The sequence below is a fragment of the Nonomuraea glycinis genome, assembly GCF_014646515.1.
Classification (GTDB): Bacteria; Actinomycetota; Actinomycetes; order Streptosporangiales; family Streptosporangiaceae; genus Nonomuraea; species Nonomuraea glycinis.
This window is the reverse complement of the sequence record NZ_BMNK01000021.1, coordinates 40,674-61,776: the sequence shown is the minus strand read 5'-3', so window position 1 is coordinate 61,776 and position 21,103 is coordinate 40,674. Positions and strand designations below refer to the sequence as shown.

Genomic DNA, 21,103 nt, shown 5'->3' with positions numbered 1-21,103 from the left:
CTCGGGCTCGAACGGCTGCCGCGAAGCGGCCCCTTCATCGTGTTCTCAGAATGTTGCTCTAGCGTTGGGGCATGAGTGAGCTGGCCCGGTTGCTGGTGGTGGACGACGAGCCCGCACTGCGCGAGGCGCTTCAGTCGAGTCTGGAGTTCGAGGGCTACCAGGTCGTCACCGCCAACGACGGGCAGGCGGCGCTGGAGGAGCTGGCGCGCACCCCGTACGACGCGGTGCTGCTCGATGTCATGATGCCGCGGCTCGACGGGCTGACCGCCTGCCGCAGGCTCAGGGCGGCGGGCGACCACGTGCCGGTGCTCATGCTGACCGCCCGCGACGCCGTCGGTGACCGGGTGTCGGGCCTGGACGCGGGGGCTGACGACTACCTGGTGAAGCCGTTCGAGCTGGACGAGCTGCTGGCCCGCGTACGGGCGCTGCTGCGGCGCGGTGCGTTGAGCGCCGGCGAGCCCGAGCCGACGCTGTGCTTCGGCGACCTGAAGATGGATCCGGCGACCAGGGAGGTCACCAGGGGTGCGCGGCGCCTGGACCTCACCAGGACCGAATACCTGCTGCTGGAGCTGTTCCTGGCACACCCGCGCCAGGTGCTGACGCGGGACCAGATCCTGGCCGAAGTGTGGGGGTTCGACTTCGAGCCGTCGTCCAACTCCCTGGACGTGTACGTGATGTACCTGCGGCGTAAGACGGAGGCCGGCGACCAGCCCCGGTTGATCCATACCGTGCGGGGTGTCGGCTACGTTCTCAGAGGCGCCACGTGAGAGGTCGCAGCATGCGCTCGCGGCTCACCCTGCTGGTCGCGGCGGCGGTGGCGATCGCGGTCGCCGTCTCGGCGGTGGGCTGCTGGTACTTCGTCCAGCGGGAGTTGTCGTGGCAGCTCAACGAGTCGCTCAGGGACATCCGCGTGCCGTGGTCCCTGCTGGACAAGGCCGTGAAGGAATGCTCGCCGAACCCGATCAGCACCGCGGGCGGCGACTACCCGCCCTTCCCCGAGCCCATGCAGATCGTCTACCCGGACGGCACCCGCTGCGTCATGGGCAACACCGCGATCAAGGTCACCTATCGGGAGAGGAAGATCGCGGCCGGCTATCGGGGGCAGGAGGAGGTCTACGACGGCTTCGCCGACAACGGCAAGCCCATCCGCGTGCTGGTCAAGAACGTCGACCAGAACGCCGCGTTCGTGATCGCCAGGCCCCTGCACGAGCTGCGCAGCACGCTCCGGCGGGTGTCGGTCATGCTGGTGATCGTCGCGGCGCTCGGCGTGCTCGTCGCCGCGACGGCCGGGCTGCTCGTCTCGCGGGCGGCGCTGCGCCCGGTGGGCCGCCTGACCAGGGCGGTCGAGCACATCGCGCAGACCGAGGATCTCAACACCCGCATCCCGGTGGAGGGCACCGACGAGATCGCCCGGCTGAGCGCCTCCTTCAACGCGATGACCGCCGCCCTGGCCGGCTCCCGGGTCCGCCAGCAGCAGCTCGTTGCCGACGCGGGGCACGAGCTGCGCACCCCGCTCACCACCCTGCGAACCAACATCGACCTGCTGCTGCGCAGTGAGCAGACCGGCCGTAGCCTCGACCCGGGGGCCAAGGAGCGCCTGCTGGTGAACGTGAAGGCGCAGTTCGCCGAGCTCACCACGCTGGTCGGCGACCTGCTGCAGCTCGCCCGCGGCGACACCGACCACGAGCCGCACGTCGAGCTGCCCCTGCACGAGGTCGTCACGGCCGCCGTGGAACGCGCCAGGCTGCGCGGCGCCGAGGTCAGCACCGAGCTGTCGCCGTGGTACGTCGTCGGCAGCGCCACCTCCCTCGAACGGGCCGTGCTCAACCTCATCGACAACGCCGCCAAGTTCAGCCCCGGCCGCGAGGTCGAGGTGGAGCTGCGCGAGGGCGTGCTGACGGTTCGCGACCACGGGCCCGGCATCGCCGAGGACGAGCTGCCGCATGTCTTCGAGCGCTTCTGGCGCTCCCCGTCGGCGCGTTCCCTGCCGGGATCGGGTCTGGGGCTGGCGATCGTCGCGCAGGCGGCGGCGGAGGCCGGGGGAGTGGTCAGCCTGGCCAACGCGACCGGCGGGGGCACCATCGCGACGATGAGGCTGCCGGGAAGGCCGCAGGCGTCCGAGAAGCCATGACCCAGGTGGACCCGCGCGGGCCGGGCAAGGTGGCGTGCGCGGCCCGGCGGGTCAGGCGGGCAGGGCGGCGAGGAGGAAAGCCAGGCGGGCGGCGGCGGACTCCACGTCGTCGGTGCTGCCCAGCCGGTATCCCCAGGAGGTGACGAAACTTCCGTTCTCCGAGCACGTCACGCTTTCCATGAGAGTGGCGGAGAAACGGTTGCGCACGGACACGTATGCCGGGTCGCTGGCGAGGGCCAGCGCTTCCACGGACAGGTCAGCGTGCCGTCCGATGAACCACGCGAATCGCTCGAGGCAGAGCGCGGTGTCCAGCATCATGCGTCACCTCCGTCTCGCGCCAGAATTGCACGATCTTGCGGCGGGGGGCAAGCAATTGCGAGATTAATGTGAGGATTGTTTGCGGTATTCGTCAAGGACGCGAATGATGACATCACGCCCCTCTTCTGCAAACTTCGCTACCTTTGTGTAATCGTCGAAGGCTCGTGCGTAAAAGGCGATGTCATCGGGGTCGCGCATGACCAGCTCCTTGGTCATCGTGCCCACCCCCACCATCGCCTCGTTGTAGATCCAGAAGCCGTGCATGGGCGCCGACGGCAGCTCCTTCGTGAACGGGATCACGCCGAACTCCACGTTCGGCAGGGTGCTCACGGCCAGCAGCCGGTCGAGCTGGCCGCGCATCACGTCGACGGGGGTCAGCCGGGTGTGCAGCACCGCCTCGGAGATCACGAACCTGAACGTCCGGGTCCGGTCGTAGAGGATCTCCTGGCGCTGCATCCGCACCCGCACCGCCGCGTCGATCTGGTCGGCGGCGCTGTAGAGGCGCTTGACCTTACGGAAGACGTGCCGGGCGTACTCGGACGTCTGCAGCAGGCCGACCATGACGGCCGGCTCGAACGCCCGGAAGAGCCTGGTCCGCGCCTCCAGATCGCGCATGTCCTCCTGGATGGCGGCCAGGCCGCTGCGGTGCCGCTGCTTCCAGCCGTCATGCCGCTCCTGCAGCGCGAGGGCCTGGGTGATCAGGCCGTCCGTCGTCTCGGCGGTGGCCCGTACGGCCTGGGCCCAGACCACGACATCGTCCTCCGTCGCGGTCTGCCGCGCGTTCTCCAGGCGGGAGACCTTGGAGGGCTGCCAGCGCAGCCTCTCGGCCAGGTCCTTGCCCGAGAGCCGGGCCGCCTCGCGCAGCTGCCGGAGCTGGCCACCGAGGTCCATCCGAGCCTGCTGAAAGGACGTCACGCGGCACGAGGCTAAACCGCTCACGGGGGTCATGCCAGCCTTGACCCGACAATCGTGATCAACCGGATGCGGGGCTCCTATCAGGGAAAGCGGTTGCCGAATCGTCGCGCAGGACCCGGCGGGCGATCTCGGTGAGCAATTCGCGCGGCACCTCGACCGCGGTCTCGCCGTCGAGGATGTCGCGTAAGTCCGCAAGGGCCTCGGCGTCGGTGAGCCGGAGGCCCTGCACGACGATCGTGCCCCGGTCGGTTTCGTACAGGGTGGGGCAGGCGCCCGCCTCTGATGTCGACCCCAGGAACCGCATGCGCATGACGATCCTTCCCCGAAAACAACTGCAATTGCGCGCAATTGTACGAGGCAAAGCACGAGTCGTGATCATGTTCCGTAAAAGTCATGATATTTCGGGCACTATGGCTAAAGGGAGTCACGCATGATGGTTCCCGCGCGCTCGAAAAGGCTCAGCGTGGTGGCGTGCAGCGCGTCGCCGAGGTCCTTGGGCGCCTTGCCCGCGAATGCCCGCGCATACGTGCCCTCCAGCACGATGCCGAGCTTGAAACAGGCCATCACCGCATACCAGTCGATCGCCGACAGGTCCCGCTCCGACAGCGCCGCGTAGCAGTCGACGATCTCGCGCGGCGACGCCAGGCCGGGGATCTGCGCCTCGCTCAACGGCAGGACGGCCAGCAGCCAGCCGAGATCGAGCAGCGGATCGCCGATCGTGCACATCTCCCAGTCCACGATGGCCGCCACCCTGGGCCCGTCGTGGGCGTACAGCAGGTTCGCGAAGTGATAGTCGCCGTGCATGATGCCCGGCGTGAAGGCGGCCGGCCGGTTGGCGTCGAGCCACCCGGCCGTCTCCCGCAGGCCGGGAATCTCCGGCCCCGGATAGCCGTCGAGCCGGCCGTAGGAGTCGAGCTCCCTGAGCCAGCGCGGCACCTGACGCTCCAGGAACCCCTCCGGCCGGCCGAAACCGGGCAGCACGTCCGGATCGACCCGGCCCAGCACGGCCAGCGCCGAGGCAGCCTCCAGCGCCATCCGGTGGCGGATCGCCGGGTCGGAGGCGTGCGGCTCGGGCAGCCCCATCGAGGCGTTGAACCCGTCGACCGGCTCCATCAGATAGAAGACCGGCTCCAGCTCCGACTGGACCTCGGTCTGCGCCGCCACCAACCTGGGCGCCGCGACCGGCGTGTCCCGCAGCGCGGCCAGCACCCGCGCCTCACGGCGCAGCACGTCGTTGCTCTTCGGCCGGGCGTGCAGGGGCGGCCTGCGCAGGATGTACGGCCTGCCGCCGCGCTCGAAGCGCACCATGACGTTCTGGGTGCCGCCCAGGACCGGAGCCATGCCGGTGATCTCACCCTCGGGCAGCCCCTGAGCGTCCATCCAGGCGCCGAGTGCCGCCAGATCGACGGCGCTCACGTCGATGTGCGTGGAGGTCATGAACTGCCTTTCAACCGGACGAAATACCAGCGGCTGACCCTACGGTCGCCCGGTTCGGCCGGTCAACCCAGGGCCTGCATGAACGGGAGGTACTGCCGCGACCGGTCACCGGGCAGCTCGCCGCCGCGCACCATCAGCGACACCTCCCACGGGCTGCCGATCCCGTGCTCGTCCGCCCACCGCACCAAATCGTCCTTGGCCAGATCGAGGTCCAGCCGCACCTCGCCGCCCGCGTGCAGCGCCAGGTCGCCGATCAGCGCCCTGGCCGTCTCCTCGTCGCGCGCCACGACGGGCCCGACGACCACGTTGTCATCGTTGCGCCAGCAGTGACCGAAGCCGCCTTCGGCGACCCGTACCTGCTCGCCGAAGGCGAACATACGCCGCAGCAGTGGCGACCTGTCGGTGCCGAACAGCTCGGCGTCCAGCGCCACGATCTCCCCGAGGTCCGCCTCGGTGGCGGCCCGCGTCCGGCCGGAGGGGTCGCCACGGAAGACGCCGGTGCGCTTGGCGACCCGGCCGACCGTGCGGAACCCGAGCGTCTCGTACAGCGGCCGGCCGTTCTCCGTCGCGTGCAGCGACACCACCCGGTCCCCGGCCCGCGCCAGCACGTGCTCCATCAGGCCCCGGGCCAGGCCGCGCCGGCCGTACCGGGAGGCGGTGAGCACCATGCTGATCACGGCGTGATCGGTGCCGTAGCGGGTCAGCACGGTCGTCGAGGCCAGCCCGTCGCAGTCGGGTGCGTCGACGCCGTAAACCTCACCGACCTCGAACAGCAGCGCCCACTTGCGCGTCTCGGGCAGCCACTCCCGGTCCTTGGCCAGCCGGCCACAGTCGTCAAGGTCAGCGAGGGTGAGACGGCGCACGGTCATGCGTCACATGCTTCACCACACCTGGCTCCACGCTCAACGCGTTTGTTGTGGCGGGCGCCTCCGCGCTCAACGTCGTCGTGCGCCCTGAGGGGCGCCCTGCCCTCATGGCGGGCCGCGAGGTGATGCGGCTGCCTGCCGCTGCGCTCGGCGTGATTCTCGTGGATCATGAGTGCATGCGGTGCGTGGTGGCGGTGGACGTCGGTGGCACGACCATGAAGGGCGGGCTGATCACTCAGGACGGGACGATCCTGTACGCCGAGCGCCGGCCCACCCCCCGAGCCGAGGGCCCCGCCCAGGTGATCGCCGCCATCTCGGCCTTCGTCACGGACCTGGCCCGTCCCCGTACGCTGGACGACGCCCAGGTCCGCCCCGAGGCGGTCGGCCTCGCCGTGCCCGGCCTGGTCACCCCGCAACGGGCCCTCTACTCGGCCGCCCTCGGCTGGAAGGACGTACCCGCCGAGGCGTTCACCGATGTGGCCCTCCCCGTCGCTCTGGGCCACGACGTACGCGCCGCGGGAGAGGCGGAGCTGGTCTACGGGCGCGCCGCGGTGAGGGCTGAGCCTCCGGCGGGTCACGTTCTGTTCATGCCGATCGGGACGGGGATCGCGGGCGCGCTCGTCCTAGGAGGCTCGCTGTACGGCGGGGCCGCCGGATGGGCCGGGCAGATCGGGCATGTCCCGGTCTGGCCCGACGGCTTGCCGTGCTCGTGCGGGCAGCGCGGGTGCCTGGCCGCGTACGCGTCGGCGTCGGCCATCGCGAGCCGTTGCGGCGAGACCTCCGCCGCCGACGTCGCCCGCCGGGTGAGGGCGGGCGATCCTCGGGCCGTCACGGTCTGGGGCGAGGCGGCGGAGGCGCTGGCGCTGGCCCTGGCCACCTACACGCTGCTGCTGGACCCGGCGCTGATCGTCATCGGCGGCGGCCTCGCGCAGGCGGGCGACCTGCTCCTCGACCCCCTGCGCGAGCGGCTCGGCGACCGGCTGACGTTCCGCCCCGCCCCCATGGTCCGCGTTTCAGGGCTGGGCCCGGACGCGGGGCTTCTCGGCGCGGGCCTCCTGGGCTTCCGCGCCCTGCCCCGGCTGTGAGCCGGTCAAGTCGCTGGATCCGGTGGCCGAGATCGGCGGCACCGGCGTCACCAGATCTCGTGGTCGAGCCCGGTCGTGACGATCCGCAGCGCGCTGAACGCCGCGTACGGCCGGTCGTACGAGCTGATCCCGCCGTACGAGGGCATCGGCACCTTCGGGAGGAGGTCGAGCACCGCACTGAGCCGCCCCCGCTCGGCCGCTTGGAGGAGCAGATCCACGGTCGGTCCCTGCCGCTGTGCCGGAGGGATCCGGGTGATCTCCGCGTACCTGCGGGCAAGGTCCTCGTCCACCGGGTCCCCCGGTTCCACGATCGCGAGGCCGTTGCGCTCGGCCCATTCGTGCGACAGCTCTGTCTGCCCGTACTGCCGGAGAAGGTGCGCCACCGTCCGCTCGTCGAACCAGTTCTTCGCGTCACGCAGGATTCGTTCGGCGAGGTCGGCCCTGCCCGTGCGCAACGCGTACCCGACGAACGGGACGCCGGCGTGGTGGCCGGGGTCGCCGGTGCCCTCGTCCAGCAGTGCCCGCGCCTCGTCCTCCCGCCCGCACTCCAGCAGCGCCCACACGACCGGCAGGCGATGGTCCCACCCGCCGTGCTGCTCGCGCAGCGCCTCGCGCGCCCTCTCGAACCACCGGTTCGCGCGCTCCCGATCACCCAGCGCCGCGTACGCCCCGCCCACGGCTGCACCGGCGCGAGCCTGGCCGCCCCACATCATGGCGTACCACACCGGCTCGTCCCACAGGGCCTCGCAGGCCGTCTCGTGATCGGCGAAGAGCGGGCGCGCGTCGTCCGGTAGCCCCGCGGCCGCCAGGACCATGGCCGCCTCGGCCGCCACGAACGGGCGACGGCCCTCCGGGGACGCCTTGACCAGCACGCGTACGCCGTCCGGCTCGCCGCGCCGGGCCCGGATGAGGGCGGCCTCGTGGAGAGCCTCGCCGGGCCACGGGGATTGGTCCACGCCGTACTCCACGACCGCTTCGAGGAAGACCCGGAACACGTCGTCCACCGTGGCCGCGCCGGGCGGTGGCGGCCACCCTCCGGGTTCCGGCATCCGCACGGCACGGCCGCGGAACGGCTCCAGGTCCTCGCGCAGCGGCTCGTGGACCCGTTCCGCCGCGGTGGGCGCGTCGGGGAAGACATCCAGCCGTCCCCAGTGAACGGGCCATGCGTAGCGGCGGTCCACCGCCCACGCAAGCGTCGAGGCCAGGTCCCCTTCCCGTTCGGGAGGGGCGATCACGACGCCCTCCGGAAAGGCGACCGCCCAGGTCTCCTCATCGAGCGCGAACGTGGGATTGGGCCCCCGCCGGATCCGTTCGCCGATGTCGCCGCCGTCAAGGAGCAGCGGGCGCGGCGCGACGGGCTGCCGCAGCAGCGTGAAGTCGCCGATGACCTCGCCGGTGTCCGCGCGCAGGAAGCGCAGCACGGTCGGCCCCACCGCCACCAGCACGTCGTCGGCGCCCCAGTGCAGCCCGGTGGCCTTCTCCGGAGCGTCGAACGCGCGCAGCCGCTCCGCGTGCTCGTCGTCCAGCGACCAGACCTCGATCCGACCGTCGGCGGTGAGGCACGCCGCGCGGTCGCCGTCAGGCGCCCAGGCCCAGGCGCCGACCTCCAGGTCGCCTCCCGGCGCCCGGACCGCGACGTCGAGGTCGTAGCGGCACTGACCGGTCCGGTCCACGATCCCGACGCGCGGACGTTCAGCGTCGTGCCCCGCGGGGACGACGACGGCGAGCCGCGTCCCCCAGGACAGGTGGACACTCTGGAACGACACATCGAAATACCCGGGGCCGGAGGCGATGTCCCGGCCTGTCACCGCGTCCGCGATCACCAGTTCACCGTCGCGGTGGTAGGCCAGCAGGGTCTCGTCCCGGCTCCATGCGGTGGACGGCCACCGGTTGTTCTTGTCGGCCTGGACGATCCAGGAGACCTCCCCCGAGGCGACGTCGATCGAGCACACCCTCCCATCGCCCAGGCTCCCGTACAGCCGCTTCCCGTCCCGGGACCAGACGGGCCACCGCAGGACGAAGCCCTCCTCGTCGTAGTCTTCGTCCTCCTCCTCTTCCTCATCACTCACCGCCGGTACCGTCGTGGTCTCCAGGCTGGAGAACTCCACGATCGAGCCATAGGTCTCGGAGTCCTCGTCCATGACGTACGCGCGAAGGCCGTCGGGCGAGAGCGCGAACGGGTCGGGACGGCCGTTGTAGGTGAGGCGGACGGTCGCGATCGGCTCGGTGCCGGCGCCGAAGGGGTCCCACACGCCGACGTTGCTGGCCCGGTACTCCACGGCCAGCCGAGTCTCGCAGGCCGACCACTCGATCGTCTCGCCGTACCCGGGCCAGCCGATCCCACCCACGATCCCGTCGATGACGTTGACGCAGCGGCCGGTGGCGACCTCCCAGATCTGCAGGGTGGCTCCGGCCTCGTAGTCGTCACCGCCGAAGTCGCCGACCGCGAGGTAACGTCCAGACGGGCTCAGCGCCTGCGAGGAGATCTCGACGCGGTGCACATCGGGATGGCGCAGCAGAGCCCCGCGCTCGCGGATCCGCTTGGTCGCGAGCCGGTGCGCCTCCGTGACGCCGTGAGCGCGTTCCAGCTCCTGCAGCGCGGCCCGCAACGGGGGCAGGTCGCGCACAGGCTCGAACGCGGCCCAGTCCTGCGCGCCCAGCGCGTCCGAGAGGGCACGCTCCGTCTTGTTGGTGATCTTCATGACCAGCGATGCTAGGGGACGCCACCGACGGCCGCGCGGCACTCGGTGCGGCTTCCGTCGACGCCATGACCGTCGGCATGATCACCGTGGGTGGGGCAGGAGGGATTCCGGCAGGTTCACCGGCTGGGCTCGTAGCTCTTCGCCGAGGGCCTTGGCCTGGGGGTCCATGCGAGGGCTCGCCGCCACGCCTCTGCCGAGGAGGCCGTGGACGACGAAGTTGAGCGCGTTGAGGTTGGGCAGCTCGTAGCGGTCGACGCGGTGCGGGCCCAGGGCCGGGAGCAGGTCCTTCAGGCGTTCGGTGGTGAGGTGGCCCGCCAGCCAGGCGTACTGCTCCGGGGTGGTGGTCCAGACGCCCAGGTTGGCGTTGCCGCCCTTGTCGCCCGAGCGCGCTCCGGCGATCCGCCCCAGCGGGACGCGGGTGAGCCGCCCGCCGGGAGGAAGGGGCGGCTCGCCGGCCCCTTCGGGCCGTACGCCTCCGCGCACAGCGGCTGTGTCGGCGAGAGGGAGGGGCTCGCCGTCCGGGAGGACCTTCTGAGGTTCGGGCTCGACGTTCAGGGTGAACGTCGGAGGGACGGGCTCGCCGTCCAGGAAGACCTGTGGGTGCACCTCGGTGGCGGATATCAGGACCGGCCAGTAGACGCCGTACGGGGAGGCGGCGCCCGGTGGGGTCAGGCCGTAGAAGCCCGGGTAGCTGGCCAGCCCCGTCTCCACCACGGCGGCGGAGAAGGCGCGTCCGGCCACGTTCCGGTCGGTGTCCATGACGGTGATCCGCAGCAGACCGGAGTCCGTCAGGGTGACGTCCACCTCGTCGAAGGAGTCCTTGGGGATCCGGGCCCAGATCGCCTCCTCGGCCACGCGGGCCTTGGCCGCCAGGTCCAGGCCGGTCAGTACGAGCGTCATGGTGTTGCGATGGCCGGCCAGGTAGTTGACGGCGACCTTGAGGGTGCCGGGCGGGGGCTCGCCACGCACGCCGGAGACGCGTACCCGGTCGGGGCCGTCGTCGGCCAGGGTGATCGTGTCGAAGCGGGCCACCACGTCAGGGCCGGCATAGCGCGGCGAGGCGATCTCGTAGAGGAGCTGGGCCGTGACCGTGCCGATCGAGACCAGGCCGCCGGTGCCGGGATGCTTGGTGATGACGCTGGAGCCGTCGGTATGCAGCTCGGCGAGGGGGAAGCCGCAGTGCGCCAGGTCGGGCACGTCCTGGAAGAAGGCGTAGTTGCCGCCGGTGGCCTGGCAGCCGCATTCGATGATGTGGCCGGCGACCACCGAGCCCGCCAGCGGGTCCAGGTCGTCCGGCTGCCATCCGTACCGCCAGATGCCCGGCCCTGTCACCAGCGCCGCGTCCGTGACGCGGCCGGTGACCACCACGTCGGCGCCCGCCGACAGGGCGGCGGCGATGGGACGGCCGCCCAGGTAGGCGTTGGCGGTCAGCGGCGTGGCTCGCAGTCGTTCGCCGGTGTCGGCGTTCACCAGGTCGAGGTCGCGGCCGGTGAGGTCGTCGCCGGTCACGTGGGCGACCTTGGGGGACAGGCCGAGCCTGGCGGCCAGCTCGTGCACGGCTTCGGCGCAGCCGGCCGGGTCCAGGCCGCCCGCGTTGGTCACGATCTTGATGCGGCGATCCAGGCAGGGGCCGAGGACGTCCTCAAGCTGGCGCAGGAACGTCGGGGCGTAGCCGGGGCGGCCCTTGAGCCGGTTGCCGGCCAGGATGAGCATGGTCAGCTCGGCCAGCCAGTCGCCGGTCAGCACGTCGATCGGGCCGCCCTCGACCATCTCGCGGGCGGCCGACAGCCGGTCGCCGTAGAAGCCGCTGCAGTTGGCGATCCTCAGGGGACGCATGGTCGGCTCACCTCTCGCCGGGGACCCAGGGGGGACGTGGCCGGCTCACTTGTCGCCGGGGACCCAGCGGGGCGGTCGCTTGGCCATGAAGGCGGCGATGCCCTCCTGGCCTTCCTCGGAGGTGAAGCGTTCGGCGGACAGCTCGGTCATCCGCCGCAACCCCTCCTCGAACGGGACGGCCGGGATGTCCCGGACCAGTCGCTTGGTGATGGCCAGCGCCTCCGGGCCGCCCTTGATGAGCATCCCGGCGTAGTGGGCGACGGCCGCGTCGAGCTCCTCCTGCGGCACGGCGCGGGTCAGCAGGCCGATCTCCACCGCCTTGGCGGCGCCGAACACCTCGCCGGTCATCAGGTACTCGGCCGCCGCCCTCGGCTGCAGCCGCCTCAGCACGGGCACCGAGATCATCGCGGGCGCGACGCCGAGCCGTACCTCCGTGAACGCGAACGAGGCCGTCAGCGGCGCGATGGCGAAGTCGCAGGCGGCGACCAGGCCGAGGCCGCCGGCGCGGGCGGTGCCGTTCAGCCGGCAGATGACCGGCTTCGGGCTCTCCCAGATCAGCGACAGGACCTCCGGGAACGACGCCGTCACCGGCGCGTCCCCGCGTTGCTCCTTCAGGTCCGCGCCCGAGCAGAACACCGGCCCCGTCCCGGTCAGCACGATCACCCGGGCCTCGGGCTCGGCCAGCGCCTGCTCCAGGCTGTCCGCCAGATCGCCGAGCAGGCGTACGGACAGCGCGTTGCGGTTCGGCGGCGAGTCCAGCGTGATCGTCGCGATCCCGTCCGCGAGCTCCCTGTGGACCAGGCGTGTCATGCGTCCCCCTCCTCAATGATGGCCAGCACGGCTCCGGCGTCGACCTGCCGGCCCTTCTCGACGTGCACCTCGGCGACCACGCCGGCCGCCGGGGCGGCGATCAGATGCTCCATCTTCATCGCTTCGAGCACCAGCACCGGCTGCCCCTTCACCACGCGCTCACCCGGTCGCACCTCCACCCGCAGCACGCTGCCCGGCATCGGCGCGAGCAGCGAACCCGGCGCGACCTGCTCGACGGGCTCCGGCAGCCGCGGCACCGGCGTGAGCGCGACCCCGCCCGCGGCGGAGTCCACGTACACCTTGCCGTCGCCGTACCCCGACACCTCGAAGGCGTGCCGCACGCCACCGCGTTCGAGCACCACCCGGTACGGTCCGACAGCGTCCAGTTCGTACGGCGCGGAGCCGGCGGGCAGGGTGCCCCGGACCGTCTCGATCACGCGGACCCCGGCGGGCAGCGGGTCGTAGACCGCCTCGGCCTCCTCGAACCGGGCCACCCGTGCCTGGGAGCGGACGTTGCGCCACCCGGCGGGCAGGCCGCCCAGGACCGGTGCGCGCTCCCGGTTGGCGGCGGCCGTCGCCAGGGCGGCCGCCAGCACGGCCAGCTCGTCGGGAGCGCCGTCGCCCGCGAACACGTGCTGGTCGAGAAACCCGGTATGAGTGTCCCCAGCCTCGAAGTCCCGATTTTTCAGGATGTCGAGAAGAAGGTCGCGGTTCGTGGTGAGACCGTGGATCCGAGCCCGCCGCAGCGCGGAGACCACCTTGCGCACCGCCTCGCCGCGCCCCGACCCGTACCCGATGATCTTGGCCAGCATCGGGTCGTAGTGGGAGGACACCACCGACCCGCCTTCCACCCCCGAGTCCACCCGGACCTGCCCCGGCACCTCGAACCGGTGCAGCACCCCGGACTGCGGCAGGTAGGCCCGGTCCTCGGCGTACAGCCGCACCTCCACGGCGTGCCCGGCCGGCGTCGGCGACTCCGGCGGCAGGGCCGCGCCCTCGGCCACCTCCAGCTGCCACCGCACCAGGTCCACCCCGTACACCAGCTCCGTCACCGGATGCTCCACCTGCAGGCGGGTGTTCATCTCCAGGAACGCCACCTGCTCGCCCCGGACCAGGAACTCGACCGTCCCCGCGCCCTCGTAGCCGATCGCGCGGGCGGCCCGGACCGCTGCCTGCTCCAGCCGGGCCCGCATCGGCGGGGCGACGCCGGGGGAGGGGCACTCCTCCACGACCTTCTGGTGCCTGCGCTGGATGCTGCACTCCCGCTCGCCGAGCGCCCACACCATGCCGTGCCGGTCGGCCAGGACCTGCACCTCGATATGCCGGGCGCCCTCCAGCAGCGGCTCGACGAACACGCCGCCGTCGCCGAAGGCCGCCAGGGACTCCCGGTGCGCCGAGGCCACCTGCCGTGCCAGCTCGTCCGCCGCGCGCACCACCCGCATCCCCCGGCCGCCGCCGCCGGCGACGGCCTTGACCAGCACCGGGAACTCCCACGCCGGAGCCGGATCCGCCAGCTCGCCGTCGGCCGTCTCGGCCAGCGACGGGAGCGTGGGGACGCCGGCCTCGGACATCAGGCGCTTGGCCGTCAGCTTGACGCCCATCGCGGCGATGGCGGCCGGCGGCGGGCCGACCCAGGTCAGCCCCGCCTCGATCACCGCCCGCGCGAAGGCCGCGTTCTCCGACAGGAACCCGTATCCGGGGTGCACCGCGTCCGCACCGGAGACGCGGCAGGCCGCCAGCAGCCGGTCGACGGCCAGGTAGGTGTCGGCGGGCTTGACGCCGCTCAGCCGTACCGCGTAGTCGGCCTCGGCCGTGTGCGGCGCGTGGGCGTCGGCGTCGGAGAAGACCGCCACCGTCTCGATGCCCAGCTCCCGGCAGGTGCGGAAGACCCGGCGGGCGATCTCGCCCCGGTTCGCCACCAGCAGACGTGTGATCACGGCCGGAACACCCCGAATCCCGCCGCCTCGGGCACCGCGGCGTTGTTGATCGCCGACAGGCACAGGCCCAGCACGGTACGCGTGTCGCGCGGGTCGATCACCCCGTCGTCGTAGAGCCTGCCGGACAGGAAGAACGGCAGCGACTCCGCCTCGATCTGCGCCTCCACCATCGCCCGCATGGCCGCGTCCGCCTCCTCGTCGTAGACCTGCCCGCGCGCCTCGGCCGAGGCGCGGCTGACGATCGACAGCACCCCGGCGAGCTGCGCCGGGCCCATCACCGCCGACTTGGCGCTCGGCCAGCTGAACAGGAACCGCGGATCGTAGGCCCGCCCGCACATCCCGTAGTTGCCCGCCCCGTAGGAGGCGCCCATCACCACCGTGAGGTGGGGCACCGTCGAGTTCGACACCGCGTTGATCATCATGGCGCCGTGCTTGATGATGCCGCCCTGCTCGTACTCCTTGCCCACCATGTAACCGGTCGTGTTCTGCAGGAAGATCAGCGGAGTGCGGGACTGGTTCGCCAGCTGGATGAACTGGGTGGCCTTCTGCGCCTCCTCGCTGAACAGCACGCCGCGCGCGTTGGCCAGGATGCCCACCGGATAGCCGTGCAGCTGAGCCCAGCCGGTCACCAGCGAGGCGCCGTACACCGGCTTGAACTCCTCGAACTCGCTGCCGTCCACCACCCGGGCGATCACCTCGCGCGGGTCGAACGGGACCTTCAGATCTTCCGGCACGATCCCCAGCAGCTCCTCCGCCGGATAGGCCGGATCCCTCCCGGCCTGTGGCCGGACGCCGTGCTTGCGCCAGTTGAGCGATTTCATGATCCGCCGTCCGATCCGCAGCGCGTCGTGCTCGTCGGCGGCCAGGTAGTCGGCCAGCCCGCTCACCCGGGCGTGCATCTCGGCGCCGCCGAGCGACTCGTCGTCGGACTCCTCGCCGGTCGCCATCTTCACCAGCGGCGGCCCGCCCAGGAACACTTTCGCTCGTTCCCGCACCATCACCACGTAGTCGCTCATCCCGGGCACGTACGCCCCGCCGGCCGTGGAGTTGCCGAAGACCAGCGCGATCGTCGGGATCCCGGCGGCCGACAGCCGCGTCAGGTCGCGGAAGATCCGGCCGCCCGGGATGAAGATCTCCTTCTGCGTCGGCAGGTCGGCGCCGCCGCTCTCCACCAGATTGACGTACGGCAGGCGGTTCGCCATGGCGATGTCCGCGGCGCGCAGCGTCTTCCTGAGCGTCCACGGGTTCGAGGCGCCGCCCCTGACCGTGGGATCGTTCGCGGTGATCACGCACTCGACGCCTTCGATCACCCCGATCCCGGTGACCACGCCGGCGCCGACGGAGAACTCGCTGCCCCACGCGGCCAGCGGCGACAGCTCCAGGAACGGCGAGTCCGGATCCACCAGCAGCTCGATCCGCTCCCGGGCGAGCAGCTTGCCACGGCGGCGATGCCGCTCGACGTATTTCTCCCCGCCGCCGGCGACCGCCTTGGCGTGCTCGGCGTCGAGCTCGGCCAGCTTGGCCAGCATCGCCTCCCGGCGCCGCGGACGGTCGTCGTCGCTCGGGTCCAGCCTGCTGACGATCACGCGTCCTCCTCCAGAACCGACGACCTGGCGTCCGTACTTGACGGTGGTGTCAGGCCGATGGCTCGTGCCCACAGCCGGGTCAGGTGATCCACGGCCGTCTCCTCGTCCGCCTGCTCGCCCAGGTCCAGCCACACGTGCGCGAAGTGCTCGACCATGCCGCCCAGCATGACCGCCGTCAGCCTGGGGTCGAGCGTGGGGTCGGCCAGGCCCTGCTCCTGCAGGCGTCGCACGCCGTCGGCGCCGCGCCGGACGAAGACCTCGCGGAGCTCCATGAGCAGCCGCCCGAACCGGTCGTCGGCGGTGGCCGCGTGCTCCAGCGTCCGCATCAGCCGGGAGTTGGCCGACCAGGCGCGCAGGTAGAGCCGGTTGGCGGCCTCGATGCGGGCGTACGGGTCGGCGGGCGCGGACGGTCCCACGACGCTCGCCGCGAACATCTCGCCCATGGCCGCGCCCGCCACCTCGGCGAACAGCGACTCCTTGGAGTCGAAGTAGGTGTAGAAGGTGCCGTGCGACACCCCGGCCCGCGCGCAGACGTCGTCGATCCGCACGGTGTCGTAGCCGTGCTCGTCGAACGCCTCGCGCCCCGCCCGCAGGAGCGCGGCACGCGTCCGCATGCCCCGGGAGGTCAGCGATTTGACGATCACGTCAACTACGGTAGCGGCCGGGGGTCGTTCTGAGAAGATCCCGCTCGCCGGAGGCGCATTCCGGACTCATGACGGCGAAAGGGCCGCTCTCCGGCAAGCGGAGAGCGGCCCTGATCGACAAGCTCGGGTCAGCTGCAGTGGCCCCAGGCGGGGGACTTCCACGTCAGGCTCTCCCAGGTGCCGCCCCACATGACGCACTTCTTGGGGGCCGACAGCCGGATAGGGCCGGCGTAGGCGCTGAACTTGCCGGGGTTGCTGGCGCTGGCACCACCCTGGACCTGGAGGACCGCGTTCATGTGAATCTTGGTCGGATAGACCAGGCGGGACATGGTGACCACGCAGTTCTTGGCCGTGGCGGTGTTGTAGAGCAGGAAGATGGTCGCCTTGTCGTCCAGCGCGTGCCGGTTGATGATCTTGAAGCCGGGGCCGCACACCGCGGTCGGCTGGTGCGGGTTCTGGACGATCGTGGGGGTCGGCGTTCCCGTCGGCTCGGTGTCCGGCTCGATCAGGTTCTTCTTCTTGACCTTCTTCTTGACCGTCCTCGTGGGCGACGGGGACGGGCTCCGCGTCGGGCGGGACGTCGGCTGCCGCGAGGGCACCACGGCCGTGTCCGGCACCTGGGCCATGGCGTCGTTGCCGCGCCTGGTCTTGGCCTTGGTGGGCTCGGGCACGTCCACGTCCAGGTCGGGAACGTTGCGCGGATTCGGCTTCGAAGTGTCCACCGGCAGGTTGATGGACGGGACCGTCGTGGGGGTCTCCTCGGTCGTGGGGGACGCCTCGGAGGTGGTGCCCACGGACAGCACCTTCTGCGTGCCCGAGTTGGCCTGGACCACCACGGCGCCCGCCACCACGAGCAGCGCCGCCGCCGCGGCGCCCGAGAGAGCGAAGGTCAGCGTACGCCGCTGCTTTGACCCCGCCCCACCATCAGGCCGCCCACCGGGCTGCCCCGCCTGGTGCGGTCCCCGCCCTCCCGGCCCGTGCCCTGCGGCCTGGGGAGAGCCCGGACCGTGAGCCACGGGTCCCTGGGGCATGTGAGCCACGGCACCTTGCGGTCCTTGGCCATGGTTTCCCGGCCCGTGGGGGCCGTGAACTAAGGCACCCAACGATCCTTGGCCCGGCCCCTGGGGTCCGTGAGCCACGGCACCTTGCGGTCCTTGGCCGTGAGTCACGGCACCTTGCGGTCCTTGGCCATGGGCCACGGAACCTTGGTGCCCAGGGCCATGGTTGCCGGGCCCCTGGGGTCCGTGAGCCGACGGGCCTTGCGGCCCTTGGCTGGGGCCACCTTGGGACGGTCCTGCGTGAGGTCCGTAGGCTCCGCCGGGCTGCGGGGGAGCGCCTGGAGGCATTCCACCGCCGGGTAGATGTCCGTCATGGGATGGCATCCCGGGCTGCCCGTTCCCGGCACCCATGCCGGGTCCCTGCTGGGCGCTGCCCGAGCCGGGGGCGCCGCCGGGCATGCCGGGTGCGGGCGGCAGGCCCGGGGCGGTGCCGGGCGGCGTGCCCGGTGCCTGCGGGATGCCAGGGGCGAACGTGGACGGGCCGGCGACCACCGTGGGGCCCACGGCGCCGGATGCCGCCTGCCCGTAGGGGCCGGTCTGCGGCGCGGCGTCGGGCTGACCGCCACCGGCGAGGGCACGCGGGCCGTACGCGGCCGCCTGGGGGGTGTAGCCCTCCTCCGTGCCGCCCTGAGGGCCGGGGCCGCCCTGAGGGCCGGGGCCGGCCTGCTGGACGGTGGGGTGGGGAGCGGCGAAGGCGTTCGGGCCGGCGGGCCGCGGCACCGCCGGGCCGGCCAGCGGCTCGATGGCGGCCTTGGGCACGGGCTGGCCCGTGAGCTCGATGATGAGCTGGTCGGCCGTGGGCCGCTGCGCGGGGTCCTTCGACAGGCAGGCGGCCACCAGGTCCGCCAGTGTCCCTTCCATCCCGCCGAGCTGCGGCTCCTCGTGCAGGATCCGGTTCATCACCACGGGGATGGAGTCGGAGCCGAAGGCGGGCTTGCCGGTGGCGGCGAACACCATGGTGACGCCCCACGCGAACACGTCCGCGGCCTCGGAGACCGCCGCCGCCCCGGTGAGCTGCTCGGGCGCCAGGAAGGAGGGCGTACCCATGGCCATGCCGGTGGCGGTGGCGCCGGGTGAGTCCAGCGCGCGGGCGATGCCGAAGTCGATCACGACCGGGCCTTCGGGGCCCATGAGCACGTTGGCGGGCTTGAAGTCGCGGTGCAGGATGCCCGCTCGGTGGATGGCCGCCAGCGCGGTGGCCGTGCTGATCGCCAGACGTTCGAGCGCGGCCCCCCGGCGCGGCCCTTCGTTGATGACCAGCTCACGCAGGGAAGGGCCGGGGACGTACTCGCTGACGATGTACGGCCGGCTGCCTTCGAGGTCGGCGTGCAGGACGGTGGCGGTGCAGAACCTGGCCACGCGCTGCGCCACGGCCACCTCGCGCAGGAATCTGCTGCGCGCGTCCGGGTCGGCCACCAGCGCGTGGTGCAGAAGTTTGACCGCTGCCTGCTCCCCCGAGCCGGACTTGCCGAGATAGACGATCCCTTGGCCACCCTCGCCGAGCCGGGCGATAATGTCGTACTCGCCCAGTCGTCGCGGGTCGCCAGACACCAACGGCTGGAACTGACTCACCCCTGCCCCCCGTAACAGAACGATCGTTTGGGGCAAGACCGTACCAGCGTGACCATTGGGATGTAGCCTCACCTGGCAGAACATTCGTCTCTGACGACGCTGTGTCAGCGTTTCTGTGCAGGTCGAGTCCGTGTGAAGACGCTAGGTCACGGCTTGGTGAATAGTGGTAGTTGCGCTGATCAAATGGCTTTTCCGGGGTTGAGGAGGCCAAGCGGGTCGAACACGGCCTTGATCCCTTTCTGCACCTCTTGGGCCACCGGACCGGATTCGAGGGCGAGCCAGCGCTGTTTGAGCAGGCCGACGCCGTGCTCGCCGGTGAGCGTGCCGCCCAGCTCCAGCGCCCGGGTGAACACCTCGTCGGCCGCCGCCCACACCTCGGCCGGCGGCTCGGCCGTACCGTGCTCGAAGATGAAGACGGGGTGCAGGTTGCCGTCGCCCGCGTGCGCGACCGTGCAGATGCGCACCCCGTGCCGCGCGCCGGCGGCCTCGATGGCGGTGATCATCTCCGGCAGCACCGAGCGCGGCACGCAGACGTCCTCCACCAGGCACGCGCCGAGGCGCTCCTTGGCCTGGTAGGCCATCCGGCGCAGCCCGATCAGCTCCTCGGTCTCCTGCGGGCTGGTGGACACGGCGACGAAGGAGGCGCCGTTGTCGAGGCAGATCCGCTCCATGCGCTCGGCCATGGCCTGGCCGTCGGCGGCGTCGGACTGCCCGATCAGCATGGCCATCGTGCCGGACTCCAGGCCGATGTTGCGCCAGTCGTCGATGGCCTGCAGCGTGCCCCGGTCCAGCAGCTCCATCAGCGACGGCTGGCACCCGGCCGCCATGATCGCCGATACGGCCGCGCCCGCGTCGCGCAGCGAGCCGAACTCCGCCGCGAACGTCGCGGGAGCCGCCACCGGCGCCCGGCGCAGCCGCACGGTGGCCGAGGTGATCACGCCGAGGGTGCCCTCCGAGCCGACGAACAGCCCGGTCAGGTCGTAGCCGGTGACGCCTTTCATGGTGCGCCGGCCGGTGTCCAGGATCCGGCCGTCGGCCAGCACGACCTCCAGGCCGAGCGCGGAGTCGCGGGTGACGCCGTACTTGACGCAGCGCAGCCCGCCCGCGTTGGTCGCCAGGTTTCCGCCGATCGTGGAGATCTCGTACGACGAGGGGTCCGGCGCGTACATCAGCCCGTGCTCCCTGGCGGCCCGGTCGAGGTCGGCGGTGATCACTCCCGGCTCGACCACGGCGATCTCGTCCGCCGGTGACAGCTCCTTGATCGCGGTCATCCTGGCCAGCGAGAGGATCAGCGCCCCCTCGCTCGCCGTGGCGCCCCCCGCCAGGCCGGTGCCGGCGCCACGCGGCACCACCGGCACCCGGTGCTCGCTCGCCCAGCGCAGCGTGGTCACCACGTCGTCGCGGGAGGCGGCCAGCACCACGCCGAGCGGCTTGCCGGGCTCCACGAACGTGCGGTCGCGGGCATAGGAATCGGCCACGTCGGGATCGGTCAGCACGCGGCCGTCGGGCAGGGACTTCACCAGGGCGTCAATGGGTTCCACATGAGAAACCTTACGGTTTGCGCGGACGAAGCCTTACGGCCAGACTGCCTGAGTGGAAGCGAAGTGTCCGGTGTGTGGGCAGGTAGACCAGGTGGTGTCGGTGCCGGGAGCGGTCGCCGCGGGGACCACGTACCGGATCGGCAGGGTAAGGCTGCCAGGGGAGCGGCAGGTGGCGGACCTGCCCACCGCGCCCGCGCTGGGCGCTTCCAAGCACGTGATGAGCCGCACCCAGCTCGCGGTCTGGTTATCGTTCCCCAGCCGGCACTACAATCCGTGGGCCAGAAACCAGGGCTACCTGCTGCTCCTGCTCGGCGCCATGGTGCACCTGGTGCTGTCCCTGGTGATCGCGATGGGCAAGGACTCCGGCTGGGGTGAGGTGCTGCTCGCGCCGTTCTGCCTGACCGGGTTCCTGTGGGGGTTCGGGCTGCTGTTCGTGCTCGGCGCGCGCGGGGCGCGCAAGACCGACCACGCCGAGGGCCCGGCCAGGGAGCAGGCGTACGCCGTCTGGGAGGGTCTTTTCTACTGCCCGCGCGACAACGTCGCGTTCGAGCCGGAGATCGGTGTCTCGTTCCATCCGAGCGAGACGCGCGAGTACATCTTCGGTTACAGAAAGCGCACCTGACCTCGCCTGTCGCGCGCGGGATGATTAGCGTGAAACTGGGCAT

General features: G+C 71.6%; 17 protein-coding genes. 4 read left to right on the top strand and 13 right to left on the bottom strand.

What is annotated here, in order from left to right:
• The first annotated feature begins 71 nt into the window (after nucleotides 1-71).
• Together IEY87_RS39650 and IEY87_RS39645 are read left to right on the top strand one after the other, a co-directional pair.
• Nucleotides 72-767 (top strand): response regulator transcription factor, encoded by a 696-nt coding sequence (locus tag IEY87_RS39650; protein WP_189144016.1) that lies wholly within the window; start codon nucleotides 72-74, stop codon nucleotides 765-767.
• 11 nt (nucleotides 768-778) lie between these two features.
• The gene (locus IEY87_RS39645; protein ID WP_189144015.1) at nucleotides 779-2,131 is read left to right on the top strand and encodes a sensor histidine kinase; all 1,353 of its coding nucleotides are present in this window, start codon (nucleotides 779-781) and stop codon (nucleotides 2,129-2,131) included.
• Between the two features lie 51 nt (nucleotides 2,132-2,182).
• Here IEY87_RS39645 and IEY87_RS39640 read toward each other — a convergent pair whose 3' ends face one another.
• The 5 genes from IEY87_RS39640 to IEY87_RS39620 all read right to left on the bottom strand — a co-directional run bounded on the left by IEY87_RS39640 (nucleotide 2,183) and on the right by IEY87_RS39620 (nucleotide 5,670).
• Nucleotides 2,183-2,449, bottom strand: a complete 267-nt coding sequence (locus IEY87_RS39640; protein WP_189144014.1) for a hypothetical protein — start codon at nucleotides 2,447-2,449, stop codon at nucleotides 2,183-2,185.
• Nucleotides 2,450-2,512: 63 nt separating this feature from the next.
• Entirely contained in the window at nucleotides 2,513-3,364 is an 852-nt protein-coding gene (locus IEY87_RS39635; RefSeq protein WP_189144013.1) for a helix-turn-helix domain-containing protein, read from the bottom strand.
• A gap of 58 nt (nucleotides 3,365-3,422) precedes the next feature.
• Nucleotides 3,423-3,674 carry a hypothetical protein gene (locus IEY87_RS39630; protein WP_189144012.1) on the bottom strand — a complete coding sequence of 84 codons (252 nt, stop codon included), beginning with the start codon at nucleotides 3,672-3,674 and terminating at the stop codon, nucleotides 3,423-3,425.
• Between the two features lie 104 nt (nucleotides 3,675-3,778).
• Nucleotides 3,779-4,801, bottom strand: coding sequence for a phosphotransferase family protein (locus IEY87_RS39625; RefSeq protein WP_189144011.1), 1,023 nt, complete (start codon nucleotides 4,799-4,801; stop codon nucleotides 3,779-3,781).
• Nucleotides 4,802-4,863: 62 nt separating this feature from the next.
• Nucleotides 4,864-5,670, bottom strand: a complete 807-nt coding sequence (locus IEY87_RS39620; protein ID WP_189144010.1) for a GNAT family N-acetyltransferase — start codon at nucleotides 5,668-5,670, stop codon at nucleotides 4,864-4,866.
• 47 nt (nucleotides 5,671-5,717) lie between these two features.
• Here IEY87_RS39620 and IEY87_RS39615 point away from each other — a divergent pair, with 47 nt between their 5' ends.
• Nucleotides 5,718-6,752 (top strand): ROK family protein, encoded by a 1,035-nt coding sequence (locus tag IEY87_RS39615; protein WP_225277619.1) that lies wholly within the window; start codon nucleotides 5,718-5,720, stop codon nucleotides 6,750-6,752.
• Between the two features lie 47 nt (nucleotides 6,753-6,799).
• Here the strand turns inward: IEY87_RS39615 and IEY87_RS39610 are convergent, their stop codons facing one another.
• The 8 genes from IEY87_RS39610 to IEY87_RS39575 all read right to left on the bottom strand — a co-directional run bounded on the left by IEY87_RS39610 (nucleotide 6,800) and on the right by IEY87_RS39575 (nucleotide 20,438).
• Nucleotides 6,800-9,454 carry a WD40 repeat domain-containing protein gene (locus IEY87_RS39610; protein WP_189144009.1) on the bottom strand — a complete coding sequence of 885 codons (2,655 nt, stop codon included), beginning with the start codon at nucleotides 9,452-9,454 and terminating at the stop codon, nucleotides 6,800-6,802.
• 81 nt (nucleotides 9,455-9,535) lie between these two features.
• Nucleotides 9,536-11,290 carry an acyclic terpene utilization AtuA family protein gene (locus IEY87_RS39605; RefSeq protein ID WP_189144008.1) on the bottom strand — a complete coding sequence of 585 codons (1,755 nt, stop codon included), beginning with the start codon at nucleotides 11,288-11,290 and terminating at the stop codon, nucleotides 9,536-9,538.
• A gap of 45 nt (nucleotides 11,291-11,335) precedes the next feature.
• Nucleotides 11,336-12,100, bottom strand: coding sequence for an enoyl-CoA hydratase-related protein (locus tag IEY87_RS39600; protein ID WP_189144007.1), 765 nt, complete (start codon nucleotides 12,098-12,100; stop codon nucleotides 11,336-11,338).
• The gene (locus IEY87_RS39595; protein ID WP_189144006.1) at nucleotides 12,097-14,037 is read right to left on the bottom strand and encodes an acetyl/propionyl/methylcrotonyl-CoA carboxylase subunit alpha; all 1,941 of its coding nucleotides are present in this window, start codon (nucleotides 14,035-14,037) and stop codon (nucleotides 12,097-12,099) included. The genes IEY87_RS39600 and IEY87_RS39595 overlap by 4 nt, the downstream gene beginning before the upstream one ends.
• Entirely contained in the window at nucleotides 14,034-15,566 is a 1,533-nt protein-coding gene (locus IEY87_RS39590; RefSeq protein ID WP_189144114.1) for an acyl-CoA carboxylase subunit beta, read from the bottom strand. The genes IEY87_RS39595 and IEY87_RS39590 overlap by 4 nt, the downstream gene beginning before the upstream one ends.
• A gap of 53 nt (nucleotides 15,567-15,619) precedes the next feature.
• A complete protein-coding gene (locus IEY87_RS39585) occupies nucleotides 15,620-16,267 on the bottom strand; it encodes a TetR/AcrR family transcriptional regulator (protein WP_225277618.1) in 648 nt (215 codons plus the stop codon).
• Between the two features lie 128 nt (nucleotides 16,268-16,395).
• Nucleotides 16,396-18,897 (bottom strand): serine/threonine protein kinase, encoded by a 2,502-nt coding sequence (locus tag IEY87_RS46870; RefSeq protein ID WP_268241371.1) that lies wholly within the window; start codon nucleotides 18,895-18,897, stop codon nucleotides 16,396-16,398.
• Between the two features lie 179 nt (nucleotides 18,898-19,076).
• On the bottom strand, nucleotides 19,077-20,438 hold the full coding sequence (locus tag IEY87_RS39575; protein ID WP_225277617.1) for an FAD-binding oxidoreductase: 1,362 nt from the start codon (nucleotides 20,436-20,438) through the stop codon (nucleotides 19,077-19,079).
• Between the two features lie 52 nt (nucleotides 20,439-20,490).
• Here IEY87_RS39575 and IEY87_RS39570 point away from each other — a divergent pair, with 52 nt between their 5' ends.
• Nucleotides 20,491-21,060 carry a hypothetical protein gene (locus tag IEY87_RS39570; protein ID WP_189144005.1) on the top strand — a complete coding sequence of 190 codons (570 nt, stop codon included), beginning with the start codon at nucleotides 20,491-20,493 and terminating at the stop codon, nucleotides 21,058-21,060.
• The last annotated feature ends 43 nt before the right edge of the window (nucleotides 21,061-21,103 follow it).